The 11939-nt window shown below is 41.9% G+C and carries 15 protein-coding genes and 1 pseudogene; 2 read left to right on the top strand and 14 right to left on the bottom strand.

Annotation, left to right across the window (positions count from 1 at the left end; genetic code table 11):
• Positions 1 to 369: 369 nt before the first annotated feature.
• The 9 genes from NPX99_RS06230 to NPX99_RS06190 all read right to left on the bottom strand — a co-directional run bounded on the left by NPX99_RS06230 (position 370) and on the right by NPX99_RS06190 (position 7777).
• Positions 370 to 720, bottom strand: coding sequence for a head-tail joining protein (locus tag NPX99_RS06230; RefSeq protein ID WP_269031020.1), 351 nt, complete (start codon positions 718 to 720; stop codon positions 370 to 372).
• A gap of 1 nt (position 721) precedes the next feature.
• The gene (locus tag NPX99_RS06225; protein WP_269031019.1) at positions 722 to 1792 is read right to left on the bottom strand and encodes a major capsid protein; all 1071 of its coding nucleotides are present in this window, start codon (positions 1790 to 1792) and stop codon (positions 722 to 724) included.
• Between the two features lie 10 nt (positions 1793 to 1802).
• Positions 1803 to 2177, bottom strand: a complete 375-nt coding sequence (locus NPX99_RS06220) for a head decoration protein (RefSeq protein WP_269031018.1) — start codon at positions 2175 to 2177, stop codon at positions 1803 to 1805.
• Positions 2174 to 2326 carry a hypothetical protein gene (locus NPX99_RS06215; RefSeq protein WP_269031017.1) on the bottom strand — a complete coding sequence of 51 codons (153 nt, stop codon included), beginning with the start codon at positions 2324 to 2326 and terminating at the stop codon, positions 2174 to 2176. Before NPX99_RS06215 ends, NPX99_RS06220 begins: the two co-directional genes overlap by 4 nt.
• Before the next feature lie 110 nt (positions 2327 to 2436).
• Positions 2437 to 3507 carry a S49 family peptidase gene (locus NPX99_RS06210; protein ID WP_269031016.1) on the bottom strand — a complete coding sequence of 357 codons (1071 nt, stop codon included), beginning with the start codon at positions 3505 to 3507 and terminating at the stop codon, positions 2437 to 2439.
• A complete protein-coding gene (locus tag NPX99_RS06205; RefSeq protein ID WP_269031015.1) occupies positions 3497 to 5041 on the bottom strand; it encodes a phage portal protein in 1545 nt (514 codons plus the stop codon). Before NPX99_RS06205 ends, NPX99_RS06210 begins: the two co-directional genes overlap by 11 nt.
• Positions 5041 to 5289, bottom strand: a complete 249-nt coding sequence (locus NPX99_RS06200; RefSeq protein ID WP_269031014.1) for a phage head-tail joining protein — start codon at positions 5287 to 5289, stop codon at positions 5041 to 5043. The genes NPX99_RS06205 and NPX99_RS06200 overlap by 1 nt, the downstream gene beginning before the upstream one ends.
• A gap of 3 nt (positions 5290 to 5292) precedes the next feature.
• Complete coding sequence (locus NPX99_RS06195; protein WP_269031013.1) at positions 5293 to 7239, bottom strand: phage terminase large subunit family protein; 1947 nt, start codon at positions 7237 to 7239, stop codon at positions 5293 to 5295.
• On the bottom strand, positions 7229 to 7777 hold the full coding sequence (locus NPX99_RS06190; RefSeq protein WP_269031012.1) for a hypothetical protein: 549 nt from the start codon (positions 7775 to 7777) through the stop codon (positions 7229 to 7231). Before NPX99_RS06190 ends, NPX99_RS06195 begins: the two co-directional genes overlap by 11 nt.
• A gap of 124 nt (positions 7778 to 7901) precedes the next feature.
• Here NPX99_RS06190 and NPX99_RS06185 point away from each other — a divergent pair, with 124 nt between their 5' ends.
• Positions 7902 to 8165 (top strand): type II toxin-antitoxin system RelB/DinJ family antitoxin, encoded by a 264-nt coding sequence (locus NPX99_RS06185; RefSeq protein WP_269031011.1) that lies wholly within the window; start codon positions 7902 to 7904, stop codon positions 8163 to 8165.
• The gene (locus tag NPX99_RS06180; protein WP_269031062.1) at positions 8152 to 8433 is read left to right on the top strand and encodes a type II toxin-antitoxin system YafQ family toxin; all 282 of its coding nucleotides are present in this window, start codon (positions 8152 to 8154) and stop codon (positions 8431 to 8433) included. Before NPX99_RS06185 ends, NPX99_RS06180 begins: the two co-directional genes overlap by 14 nt.
• Before the next feature lie 51 nt (positions 8434 to 8484).
• Here the strand turns inward: NPX99_RS06180 and NPX99_RS06175 are convergent, their stop codons facing one another.
• From NPX99_RS06175 to NPX99_RS06155, 5 genes and pseudogenes are all read right to left on the bottom strand, one after another.
• The gene (locus NPX99_RS06175) at positions 8485 to 8763 is read right to left on the bottom strand and encodes a hypothetical protein (protein WP_269031010.1); all 279 of its coding nucleotides are present in this window, start codon (positions 8761 to 8763) and stop codon (positions 8485 to 8487) included.
• Positions 8760 to 9491 (bottom strand): antA/AntB antirepressor family protein, encoded by a 732-nt coding sequence (locus NPX99_RS06170; RefSeq protein WP_269031009.1) that lies wholly within the window; start codon positions 9489 to 9491, stop codon positions 8760 to 8762. Before NPX99_RS06170 ends, NPX99_RS06175 begins: the two co-directional genes overlap by 4 nt.
• A 306-nt stretch (positions 9492 to 9797) precedes the next feature.
• Positions 9798 to 10289, bottom strand: a pseudogene (locus tag NPX99_RS06165) (Rha family transcriptional regulator); the annotation flags it as partial.
• 557 nt (positions 10290 to 10846) lie between these two features.
• The gene (locus tag NPX99_RS06160) at positions 10847 to 11431 is read right to left on the bottom strand and encodes a hypothetical protein (protein ID WP_269031008.1); all 585 of its coding nucleotides are present in this window, start codon (positions 11429 to 11431) and stop codon (positions 10847 to 10849) included.
• Between the two features lie 3 nt (positions 11432 to 11434).
• Positions 11435 to 11755, bottom strand: a complete 321-nt coding sequence (locus NPX99_RS06155) for a hypothetical protein (RefSeq protein WP_269031061.1) — start codon at positions 11753 to 11755, stop codon at positions 11435 to 11437.
• Positions 11756 to 11939: the final 184 nt, after the last annotated feature.

Here is an 11939-nt window from a genome sequence, read left to right as displayed (position 1 = left end):
AAGGTGTTTTCAGGCACCTGATTCGAAAATATATATTACATAAATAATGTCAAGTATCTTTCGATAATTTTTTAATATTTTTTGCTAATTTGATCTTTGATGCCGGGCGCTAAGAAACACGGTACCAAGTCCGTCGTTATGCTTTTCCCCAAAGGGTATTTTATGGCATAACCACACCCGACAGGGTCATTATATGCGTGTAGCATACAATGAGTCAAAGTTTTTAAATTGCGGAAAACAAACTATATCGGTAGCTTATCCGCTTGGTATTTTTAAAGGTGTTTCTTAGGCACCTGATTCGATTATTCATATTCCCATAATCTTGTCAAGCAGTAATATAAGATTTTTTAAAAATGATAAGAGGGTTCTTTATTTTACCTCCCTTAAAATAAGCTTATACATACCGGATTCTGAGGCTTGGACATCTGTGACAACGAAGCGCTCTAGGGCTGTCTCTTCAGTGTTTTCAGGGGCGAGCACCACGACACTATCCTCAGCTTTTGGTGGCAATCCCCCAATGTCATTGATGCAGAGATCAAGTTCCTTTCTTGCGATTGTGGTAGGGATTCTACCACCGGCGTCCGATTCCGAATGTTTGATGCCGTAAATTGCTGTAATTCGAAAAGATTGTTGATTGTCCTTTCGCGTATAGATGATGGGCTGCCCAAAGGTATTGCGCACATCTTTGACCATTTTGTTTAGCAGCCCGTGCCATAGCATATTATTTCCCTCCAATGACTGCTTTGAACAGCATTTCAGGACGTGTGCAAATGTAAAGCGGATAGCTGTACACTTCAGGTTTCACCCATGCATTACGGTCGTGGTCGACTATAAGCATCGTGTAGAGAGGTTTTCCAACCGTGTTGGCAAAATCCAAGCTTTCGCCAGGGGCAAAGGTTTTCTGAAATACACCAGGCGCATTAATTGGAAAGAATTGACATTCATCAGGCTTAATTCCTATAGCGCGCTTTGTCTCTGCCTTCGCACGCACATTATAGTTGTGAATGCTTCGATAATTGATAAAGGTCACACCCGCAAAGTCAAAACTGCCAAAGCTTCCCGTACCAAGAGCACTTGGTGTTGCAACACCTCCTGCGCTGTTGAGGGTTTGTGCTAAGGCTGTGTTTAAATAGGTCTCACGAATTGTTTTATGGTTTTTTAGTTTGGAAAAGAATTCATTCCCACAAAGTCCAATAATCCGTGAACGATCAGAAAACGCTCCTTTTGAAGCTTCAATCATTCGCATAATGACCCGATCAACATTGTCGGCAACATTGGTTGTTTCATTCTCCAGTTTAAAGTCAATCGGCTTTGGTGGTGTGATTTCCCATTCCTTGTACCAATCGATAATCACCGAACCATCAGCATCAAGGACAACACCTTGAACAGCGCCAAGCTGCATGTTTTCCCATGTCAATTCGATTTCAGAAATCAGTTTCTTTTGTTTTCTGGCAATATATTTCATTGCCGTCTCCAACTGATCTTCTGTACCAAATTCACGCCGGTTTTGGATTTCTTCTAATTTCACGGTATCACTTTTGGCAATACGTGTTGTTTTAAAAAACCGAAGATTATGATCATCTCTGTCACCTTCTACGAAAGGTGCCCCGCGTTCACTGGTTTGAATAAGTGATATATCATTCTTTTTAATGCCAACCTTTGTTGTATTCGTCTCGATTTCTTCAAAAAGATTGAGAGAACCGATAATACCAGGCTGAAACTCATAGTTTTCAATGGCTTTCATCATTGTTGTGGTTGAGAAAGCATCATGTTTAAAAAAATTCATATCCATATATAACCTCCTAGCACATTGTAACATAATTTTGATGATTGTCTTCTAAAGACTGAATAGCTGCCATTTTTTCTTGCTCCAGTATTGCATCGGGCCATATCAGTTCAGAAGCTTTTACAGTACTCAAACGTGCTGTAATGACGGCACGTTGTTCTTCACCTGTTGCATCAACAGTGGCATAAGAAATCCCTGCGGGCACCGCACTGCCATCTGCTGCTGCCGGATTAAGAGGGACATATTTTTCCGTTTTTGTTATCTTTCCCATGACAGTCCCAGCCTCAATAAAGGCTCCTGATGCAAACACCACTTGTTCATTTGACATGTCAGGGTCGTAGCGCCCAAGATAAGCGCCATTGCGAACATCTTCATAAACAATATTATTCATTTTATTGCCTTCCAAATTGATTGCCATTTTGCATGAATTTTTGCCTTGCTTTCTCCATCAGCATGAGGAACATAAGGCGATAGTTTTAAAGAGGCGCTTTGCGAGCTAGCCTCCGTCAAGACGCACTGGCGTGCTTTCTCGATACGCATACCGTTTTGAATAGCCTTTGCGGCATCAAAAGAAACGCCTAGGCGCTTTGCTTGCCTTTCAAGGGTTGTCAGTGCTTTTGCGCGCTTTCTTTCTTGTTCAAGGATGGCTTTTAGGTTTTCGCGTTTGTTTTCATTGTCTTCCTCCTCATCTTCGTTTTCTTCGTCGTCAAAGATTTCGGCATTTTTGTCGATGTCACTATCGTCTTCGTCCTCTTCGTCTTCGTTGATGATGTCGACGATCTTTTCATCTTCTTCTTGTTGGGCGCGGTATTGTGTGCGTGCCATGTGTTTTGTCCTTCTTTTGCTGTTACAGTTGGGTTTTGTGAGATGAAATCCGTTAAGGATTCCAAAGCTTGCGCAAGAGTGCCTTGCGCATCTGCTAATCCAAGCGTGATAGCTTGGGTGCCTATAAAAGTTTCTGCTTTTGTGTCACGGATTGCGTCCGTATTCATTGGTCTGTTTTGTGCTACCCAATCGACAAACATCTCGTAGAGTAGGGCGCAATCTGCTTGCATTTTGTTCAGCGCTGCATCAGCCAATGGCTCGTGAGGATTACCGTGAACCTTGTGATCACCTTCAAAGACAAAGGTCCATTTAAACCCTTGTTTTTCATCTGCGCTTGATTGGTCAAGATGCGCACAAACCACACCAATCGAGCCCACAACCCCTGTGCGAGCAATCCATATTTGCGAAGCAGAACAGGCAATGGCATAAGCCGCAGAACAGGCAAATTCATTGGCATGCGCCCAAATGGGTTTGTTGTATTGTTTTGAGAGTGTTTGAAACTCTTCAACCAAATCAAACACACCGCCGGCTTCTCCACCACTACTGTCAATATCGAGCAAAACAGCACGAACATCAGGCTGTGCAATGGCTTCACGAAAAGAAGCACTTAAGCCTTCATAAGAGGTTAACCCTGAAAGAGCACCAAGCCATGCACCGCGGCGCACAAGCGTGCCATGAACCGGTAGGATGGCAACATTGTTTTGCACCACGTAACTCTCAGGTGGTCTGAAAGATGCTGTATCCCCTTGCAAAAAAGCCTGAGGGGCAAACTTTTCTCCAGCAAAAAGACGCGGTGCAAGAGCATTAAGAATGACATCAAGCTTTGTCGAGGCAAGCATATGTGGAACACCAAAAAGCCGTGATACTAAGAACGGCATGTCAAGATTATTGGTCATTTTTGTGCGCCTCACTGCCTTGATTGCTTTCATAAGTCTCAGAAGGATCTGAATCTGTGAAATTCGTCGTTTGATTTTCACCGGAGGGTGCAGCCATATCGGTATCAAAAGATAAACCACGGGCACGAGCATCGGTGTGTTCTTCTTCAAGTTCGGCATGGATGCTGTCGATATCAAAACCCCGTTCGGCAAGTGCCATACGGCGTGTTTTTAAACCGGCGCGAATTTCTTCTTTTTCTGCCGAGATATCCTTGTTTGGATCAATCATTTCAAGTGGGGGCGCAAAGCTTTCACATTGAAGCCATGGCAAGGGATTTTCCTCCCAGTCCGGTAAATTTACGCATTTGCCAAGCACTGCCATTTCAACAAAACGCTCCCAAATAATGCGGTTAAACTGAAAAGCAATGATATGTTCGCGCCATTGTTTAACATGACGTCTAAACTGAATGATGGAGGTACGCACATTGGAAAAATTCCCCCGCGTAACATCTCCAGTGACAACGGCATAAGGCATATTGAGAGCCGAGCAAATTTTCAAGATATTGCGAAATTGAAAAGCCTCATAAGAGCCACCAACCTCAACAGGATTTGAGAATGTAACCTCTTTATTCTCTCCTAAATAAAGAGATGCACCGGGCGCAATGACAGGTGCTTTGTATTCTTCTTCAACGTTGTTTTTATCACGATTATCGGATAATTTTTCGACGTTTGGTGAATTGTCCTTGACAAACGCTGCGAAAAGAGCCGCCGTCCTTTTTCTATCGAGTTCTGCGTCGTCATAGGATTCCAGTTGAAAGATCTTTGTCATACAGCGCGTTATTTTAGGAGAACCGCGCAATTGTCCGGCAATACGGCGCTCTTTGATATGAATGACCATTTCAGCAGGGATGCGCACGCGCTCTTGGTTCTTAAATGCACTGTTTACAGGACAATCATCATAAGGGTGGTGTTCCCAAAAATGGTAAGCAACGCGCTTGCCACTGGCATCAAATTCAATTCCCATGCGGATGTAATTACCTTCAATTTCCGCAGGACCATTGTAGGTAAGGTCTAACATTTCGGTGGGATAAACTTGCAACTGAAGAGGCACACCAGAGCGCCCGTAGAGGTCAACATAATGTAATCTTACAAAGCATTCTCCGGTTAAAAAGACCTCTCGTGCAATGGTTGCTTGAAGTCCATAAAAATTGGCATCTTCATCATAGTCGGCCTCATCAACCCATTGCCACCATAAGTCTAAAAGCTTTTTCTTTTCTTCTTGAAATCCTTCAATACGAGGATAAGGTTTAATACCGTCACTAACAGCAGCCGAGACCCATTCTTCTGTTGCAGAGCCATAAAGAGCTTCATTGTCATAAAGCCATCTTGAACGGGCAACAATGGTCTCTCCGCATTCTTCAATCGCTTTATTGATATGTTTTTTTGCGGGGTCAAAACCACCCATGCGACGGCTTTTACTTGCAGCCTCAAAAGGCGGATTGTGTTGACGAGAAATTGTAAAAAAGCCCGTGAGTTTATTGAACAAGCCAGCCATTAATAGCCTCGTGATATATTAAAATAGAAAACACGTGAACGCTTGCGTCCTTCAAGGTTGGCTATTTGTGTGTTCAGCATTTCAAGCGCTCTACGCAGTTCCTCAACAGAACGATTGCTTACTTGCTTATCGCCATGGCGCACCGATTGTGCCCCTGAATAAAGAGCCTCTTCAATTTGTTCACGCCGCTTTTTTAAACTTTCAAGTCTCTCAATGGTGCTGTTAATTGGTTCTAAAGTTTCATCCACAAATTACCTCCAATCCCCTTGCATATAAGGATTCATTACCGTTCTGGATTGTTTCCTTTGAGGCTTTGTTGCTTGTAATTTTCTCAGAGAAGGAGAGGGGGAAGGTCTTGATGTTGGCTGCTCTAAAGAGCCTTCAACTTTAAGTTTTTCCAAACGCTCTTCTAAGATATCGACTTCTCGATTCAGGTTTATTCCTGCCGAAATCAAACCTTGTAAAGCAGCATAAGCATAGACCCTACAATCCAAAGCCTCGTTTCTTGCCTTCTCACTTTTTTGCCATTCAATGCGCTTGAAGCCTTTAAAATATTTGATGACTTTTCTTTCAGCGGTCAGCTGATCAAAATATTCCCGATCAAGGTTTTTGTGAAAGTGTGTGGCACCAGCCCCTGATGCTTCAGGACCGGATTTTTTAAACCGTGCCGTGATAATGTCTTTTGCCGCATCAACACCAACAATATAGAGATTAATCTGTCCTTTATTGTTTCTGCTTGGACGGCGCGGCCATACTGCACGCCATCCTGCTTGTCCCTTAATTCCCCAGATGCGCCGTCCTTCACGAGGGCGCACATAGTTGTAAACCGCTTGTGTGTGCCCACCACCGGTATCAATACAAGCAGCCGTTATTCTGATGCCATCTTTGTAACCAGAGTGCGGCCAGCGTCTTGTGAGATATTCATCCAGCTGGTCCCACACTTCAAAAGAAGACGGATCACCAGGGATGACGTGATAATCAATATGCCAGCTTTCTTCACCACGTCCCCATCCTACCACTTCAAGCTCTAATCGGTCGTTTTGCACATCAATGCCTGCTGTCAATAACACGGCTTGCGGCGGTGCAATGGGATAATCTTCGCGTTTTGCATAGAGGCTGTCGGGATCAACAACTTCACCTGTTCTGTCTTCCCATGGCTCTCCAAGCACGGTGTTAATAAAAACTTGTAAAAGAGCAGGGTCTTCTTTGGCTCTTAAAAATTCGCGCGCACAATCGCCCCAAGTCAGCCATGGCGAATAAAGCGCTGAAATATGGTAAGAACGCAGACGAGGTTTACTTGACTCCTGTGTTGCGATCCAGCAAGCACCGTTTTCTTCCGCCATTAAATCCGTTTTTCTGTGTTCGGCATGTTCATGACCACAATGCGCACAAACAAAAACAGCTTTTTCGAGGGCGCCTTTCGGCCACTTGATTTGCGACCAAACAATGGGCTGTAGAACCCCACACGCATCACAAGGAACATTGTAATATCTTTGATCACCAAGCACGAAATCTTTGGCAATACGACTTGTGTCACGGTGTGTTGGCGTGGACAATTTAAAAATTTTACGTTGAATAAATGCAGAGGTTCGCTTTTCAGCAATGGTTACAGGATCGCCTTCGTTATCCACATTCAATGGATAAGCATCGACTTCATCCAAAACCAAATAGCGAATAGGAGAAGAACGCAATCCAGCAGCACTATTTGCTCCGGTAATCATCAATGTTCCCCCATAAAATTCCTTTGAAAACATTGTATTTCCACTGTCGCGTGCACGGGCAGGGGCAATGCGTTCACTTAAAGCAGGGCTAGCGGAAATCATCGGATCAAGACGAGACTTTGATAGTTTCTTAGCGGTTTCAACTGTCGGCATCACATACAGTGCCGGTCCTGGACTATGATGAATAGCATAACCACAAAAATTCAACGCTGCTTCCGACATTCCAACCTGAGCCCCCTTCATCACAACCGTTGTTTCAGTCGGATCATAAACAGAAAGATTATCCATGATTTCGCGCAAATAAGGGGTACGCATCGTCCTCCATAATCCAGGCTCTGCACTCGTGACTGTACTCAAATAACGATTTTTATCAGCCCACTGAGAAACAGTATAAGGCGGGTCAGGACGGCGTCCTTCATTCGCATAGGAAAAAAAGAGTCCAGCCCCAAAGGATGGGGGAGAAGCATCATTTGTCATGTTCTGTTTTCTCTTCTAAAATATCGGGATCGTGAAAAGAAACAGGGACGACATTTTCCATTAAAGCTTTGCGCATATGATGATCGATAGCTCCAATAAGGCTAGCAGCATCACATCCTACTTGCGCGGCAATTTCAGCACCAAAGCGATAGGCAAAATTGAGCATTGTATCTCGATGCGCTCTTCCAAAGCGCCACGCTTCTTTCCTCACTTCTTCACGATCAACAGTTGTTTCGCGTAGCTTTTCCAGAGCAATCTTTTCTTTTGCTAGCGCAACCTGCATTCTCTCCAATTTGATCTCAAATTCATTGGCTGCTTTTACGGAATCCTGCTTAATTTGAGCAGATTTCTGATGAGCTTTCTTAGTAGGATTTTGGTTCCATATTACTGTTGCAAGAGCTTCATTGACAGAACCGTCTTCAAAAAGAGCAGCATCAAATTTGCCTGTTTTTATCCGAGAAACAACCGCATTAGGAGAAACACGCATCTTTTTCGCAAAGGCTCGAACCGAGAGACCATCACGATGCTTCTTGTTCATTAGGTAGTCTCTTCATTCTAAAAAGTGATACTTTATGGCGTATCAGGAAAGCTAAATATTTTGTGGTTGAAATCAAACTTCAATTGTATTACATTGCAATACAGTTAAGAGAGGAGAAATCATCATGGCTACCAGTCGCATGGTGCAAGCGCGTGTACCAGAAGAGATCCAAAATGTCGCTAATCAAGTTATTCAAGCCTCTGGCTTATCGGTGAGTGATGTTGTGAGAGTGTTGATGACGCGTATTGCGCAAGATAAAGCTATTCCGTCCTTCTTATTTCAACCCAATGCAGAGACCATAGCGGCTTTTACTGAATTAGACGAAGGCAATTTAAGAAAGTTTAATTCTGTAGACGAATTATTTGATGATTTATATGCGGAGGATTGAACGTACCACTATCTTTAAACGTGATTTTAAGCGTGAAATGAGAGGACGATATCGGCATCTTCTAGAGACTGATTTGCGCCAAATCATTGCAGCGTTAGCAAATGATCAACCTTTAGAACCTCGACATCATGATCATGCATTAACTGGAAATTGGAAAGATTATCGAGATTGCCATATTCGACCTGATTTGGTTTTGATTTATCGATTAATCGGTCAAGATAGACTCATTTTGGTACGTCTTGGTTCTCATTCACAGCTTAATCTGTAGTTGTAATTAACCACCTCCCCACCTTTAAAGATGGGGAAGTCATATTTTTATTTAAGCAACCTTTTTAATAGAGTTTTCCCAATTCGACTGGTAAGCTTTTAAAAAAGGATCTATAGCCGTAGGAAACTCTGAAGCTCCAAAGTCTGTAAGAACTGCTAGAATCTTTGTAATATTTGGCACTTCATCTTGAAGCTTTAAAATCAAAGCTTTTTCTACAATGCCCATGACTTGAACTAAGGCGTTACAATCTGCATCTCCAATGCCTTGATGATTAGAAAATTGAGACAACGCCATCCACAAATCACATAAAAAATTGGTATCTACTTTCATTGCACACCCCCAAAGATTTGTTCTCTCAAGCAAGCTAATCCTCTGGATGTGATTTTTGTTGAAGGGAGCACCTTTTCTGTACCATCTGGTCTTTGAATAGTAATAGCAGGGCAATCCATGAGACCTTTCTTGATCTTATCCTGATAAGGTAACAATGGACCACTTGGAGCACGGCGATAGACCCAATCATGTTTACGCAAATAATCAGTTAAGTCCTTAGGTCGTACTTCTAACATTTTTGCAGATTCAATCAAACCAAACAAACCATCAGAACGTTTTAAACCATCAAGTGCTTTTGCCTTTGGTGCTAATTCGGCAATCACATGATCTTTCTGTTCGATTTGATTTTGTAAGTGATTCAAGACGCCTAGCAATGCTTCAGGCTTAGAGTAGTCTATTTGTGGTGTCACTACTTGTTTCAAAAGCCGTTCACATTTGATAAAGTATTGACGTGCTTCATGCCCTTTGTCATTACGCTCGATCATTGAAAGGTGTTTAGCCATGTCTAATGTAAGAGCATAATCTTTAGAAGGACGCCCACCTGAACTTTCGCTCAAAAAAGAGCAAAAGTCGTATCCTTCTTTAAATTTACAATCTTGAATGCGTCTGATAATCCAATCTTTAAAACTGGTTTTTACTTCCAAGAATGCATGTAATTCACGAGCATTGACGGTTTGAACAGCTTCCCTATCAATAATCCGTTCTGTAATTTCTATAAGAGTGTTCATGATGAACTCCTATCGATTAGAGGTTTTCTATTGACACTCTAAAAGAGTGCCGGGTGCTAGAAAACACGGTCGATAGTCCGTCGCTATGTTTTTCCCAAAAAGGTATTTTATGGCATAGCCACACCCGACAGGACTACTATATGCTACGTGCATATCGTGAGTCAAAGCCTTTAATGTGCGGCAGAAAGATTGTTTCGGTAATCTATCCGCTATCGATTTAAGGTGTTTTCTAGGCACCTGATTCGATTATTCATATTGTCGCTACATTGTCAAGTGGCAATGTAATGTTTTTACGCAGATAATCTGTTTTGCTGCTTCAATCAAACCAAACAAGCCATCAGAACGTTTTAAACCATCAAGTGCTTTTGCCTTTGGTTCTAATTCGGCAATCACATGATCTTTTTGTTCGATTTGGCTTTGCAAGTGATTTAAAAAGCCAATCATAGCTTGAGGACTTGAATAATCAATTTTCGGTGTTGCTACCTGTGCTTCCAGTGCCTGCCAACGATCTATGATCTTTGCTCGTAACGCCGTGCTGTAACCTGAGACAAGAATAAGACATTCGCGTTTAGGCAGGTTATAACAAGGACGGTTTTCACCTTTTGCATCAACGTAAGTACCGATAAAATCAACCACCCCAAATTTGGGGGCGTTAAGTTCTTCAAGCATTTGCTTAATATCGCGCATAACATGATCGTGTCTTTTGTTACATAATTCTGCAATTTCACGACTAGACATAGTCTGAACCGCTGCACTACTATTAGCAGTGTTTCCCACAGTTTCTATAAAAGTATTCATGATAACTCCTATGCAGTTAGAGGTTTTCTATTGACACTCTAAAAGAGTGCCGGGTGCTAGAAAACACGGTGCATAGTCCGTCGTTACACTTTTCCCACACAGGGTATTGTATGGTGTAACTACACCCGACAAGTCTCTTGTACGCCACAAGCATATCACGAGTCAAAGTTTTTAATGTGCGGAAAAAAGACTGTTTCGGCAATCTATCCGCTATGCACTTAAGGTGTTTTCTACGCACCTGATTCGAAAATATATATTACAGAGATAATGTCAAGTATCTTTCGATAATTTTTGTCTTTAAATAATCATATATTGTACAGTGTACATATTGAAATCGTTATTTATCAATGTGTTATGTGTACAATGTACAGTCAATTTGAAAATTCTAACGCTAGCGATAATTCGCGCTGTCCTGCCCCGCAACAGCCCCAACCCGCTGGGAAGTACCTTTTGCATTGATTTTATTGTATTTTTTCTGGAAAAACCAAAGTATAAGCGATAATCTGCTTTAAAAATTAACATCGTAGTATGTAATACATAGGCATAGCATAAGAATATTATTTAGCTTTCTTGTTAGCGGCATATTCTTGACGATCAAGTTGTCTCTGTATATTGGCAATTAATCTCTCATTGGCATATTGTGTAATAGTATTTGCAATTTCTGGCTTGGACATTACCCCAGCAATTGAGGGCCCTTCTTGTTTTGCAATGGGGAATTGATCACCATCGGCTCTTTGAAAGACATTACCATTCAGCTTTTTTAATTCAACACGCTTTGGAAAACTCCCACCTTTGATAAAAGCATGAGGTAAGATTTCTTTCTTTCCAAACATTTTGTAAGTTACACCGCGTTTTGTTTCTCTTGCTTGAAAAAATTTAAGAGGTATCGGTGTTCCAGAGCCAATGATATCTGTCTCGAGAAGCCGTGCTGTAGCCTTTTCTTTAATATAAACGCCTCGCTTGATACGCTTTGATTTGGCTGATGTAACATCGGCAATTTGTTTTTCTGCAAAGCGTTCCACTTGTTTTGCTGTGGTGTTTAGAGCATTCCGCAAAGCCCAATTAAGGCGTGGTGCTTGAAGACTTGTAAAGGTATCCTTCACCTGTTGAAGATACCATTTTTGGCGGATGATTAATTTCAACTTCTAAGCTTTTTTGGGAGTAGGTGTTGATGACTTGGAAGCTTTAGATGCTTTTGGCTGTTCTGGTATGATTTCCTCTACCACTGGTTCAGTTGATGTTTGTACAATTTCTTTTTCTGCTTTCTCAACCTTTTCAACTATTTTAGCAGGCTTTGCTTTTGTCTTGACTTCAATAAAAGGTTTTGCAGCATTGGCACGTTTGAGACGTGCATAGACCTGATTGGAAATTTCAACAAATGGGGTATTTTGTGTTGAAGGTTCAAAACGAACGGTGCTTTTATTGTCGCCAACGACACACATTGGCTTAGTGATGACAGCTTTCATCATAGCTCCTTTTGGGGAATTATTTAATGACATAATGAGTCAAATATTGATTTTTGTTATTTGAAAAATGGATTAGCCAAAATTTGCAAGAAAACAGGGCTTTTTAGCCACGTTTCAAGTCCACATTTTACTGAATTTTCAGGGGGTATTTTTGAATTTTAGACGCAACACGACTAGTACAGCA

It is taken from the genome of Bartonella sp. 220B, from assembly GCF_026930205.1.
GTDB lineage: Bacteria > Pseudomonadota > Alphaproteobacteria > Rhizobiales > Rhizobiaceae > Bartonella.
The sequence above is the reverse complement of the archived record's forward strand: the minus strand, read 5'-3'. Positions and strand labels throughout refer to the sequence as shown.

Coding starts and splice junctions, on each gene's coding strand:
- NPX99_RS06230 (WP_269031020.1), bottom strand. CDS start 720: ATGCTATGGCACGGGCTGCTAAACAAAATGGTCAAAGATGTGCGCAAT.
- NPX99_RS06225 (WP_269031019.1), bottom strand. CDS start 1,792: ATGGATATGAATTTTTTTAAACATGATGCTTTCTCAACCACAACAATG.
- NPX99_RS06220 (WP_269031018.1), bottom strand. CDS start 2,177: ATGAATAATATTGTTTATGAAGATGTTCGCAATGGCGCTTATCTTGGG.
- NPX99_RS06215 (WP_269031017.1), bottom strand. CDS start 2,326: ATGCGTATCGAGAAAGCACGCCAGTGCGTCTTGACGGAGGCTAGCTCG.
- NPX99_RS06210 (WP_269031016.1), bottom strand. CDS start 3,507: ATGACCAATAATCTTGACATGCCGTTCTTAGTATCACGGCTTTTTGGT.
- NPX99_RS06205 (WP_269031015.1), bottom strand. CDS start 5,041: ATGGCTGGCTTGTTCAATAAACTCACGGGCTTTTTTACAATTTCTCGT.
- NPX99_RS06195 (WP_269031013.1), bottom strand. CDS start 7,239: ATGACAAATGATGCTTCTCCCCCATCCTTTGGGGCTGGACTCTTTTTT.
- NPX99_RS06190 (WP_269031012.1), bottom strand. CDS start 7,777: ATGAACAAGAAGCATCGTGATGGTCTCTCGGTTCGAGCCTTTGCGAAA.
- NPX99_RS06185 (WP_269031011.1), top strand. CDS start 7,902: ATGGCTACCAGTCGCATGGTGCAAGCGCGTGTACCAGAAGAGATCCAA.
- NPX99_RS06180 (WP_269031062.1), top strand. CDS start 8,152: ATGCGGAGGATTGAACGTACCACTATCTTTAAACGTGATTTTAAGCGT.
- NPX99_RS06175 (WP_269031010.1), bottom strand. CDS start 8,763: ATGAAAGTAGATACCAATTTTTTATGTGATTTGTGGATGGCGTTGTCT.
- NPX99_RS06170 (WP_269031009.1), bottom strand. CDS start 9,491: ATGAACACTCTTATAGAAATTACAGAACGGATTATTGATAGGGAAGCT.
- NPX99_RS06155 (WP_269031061.1), bottom strand. CDS start 11,755: ATGAAAGCTGTCATCACTAAGCCAATGTGTGTCGTTGGCGACAATAAA.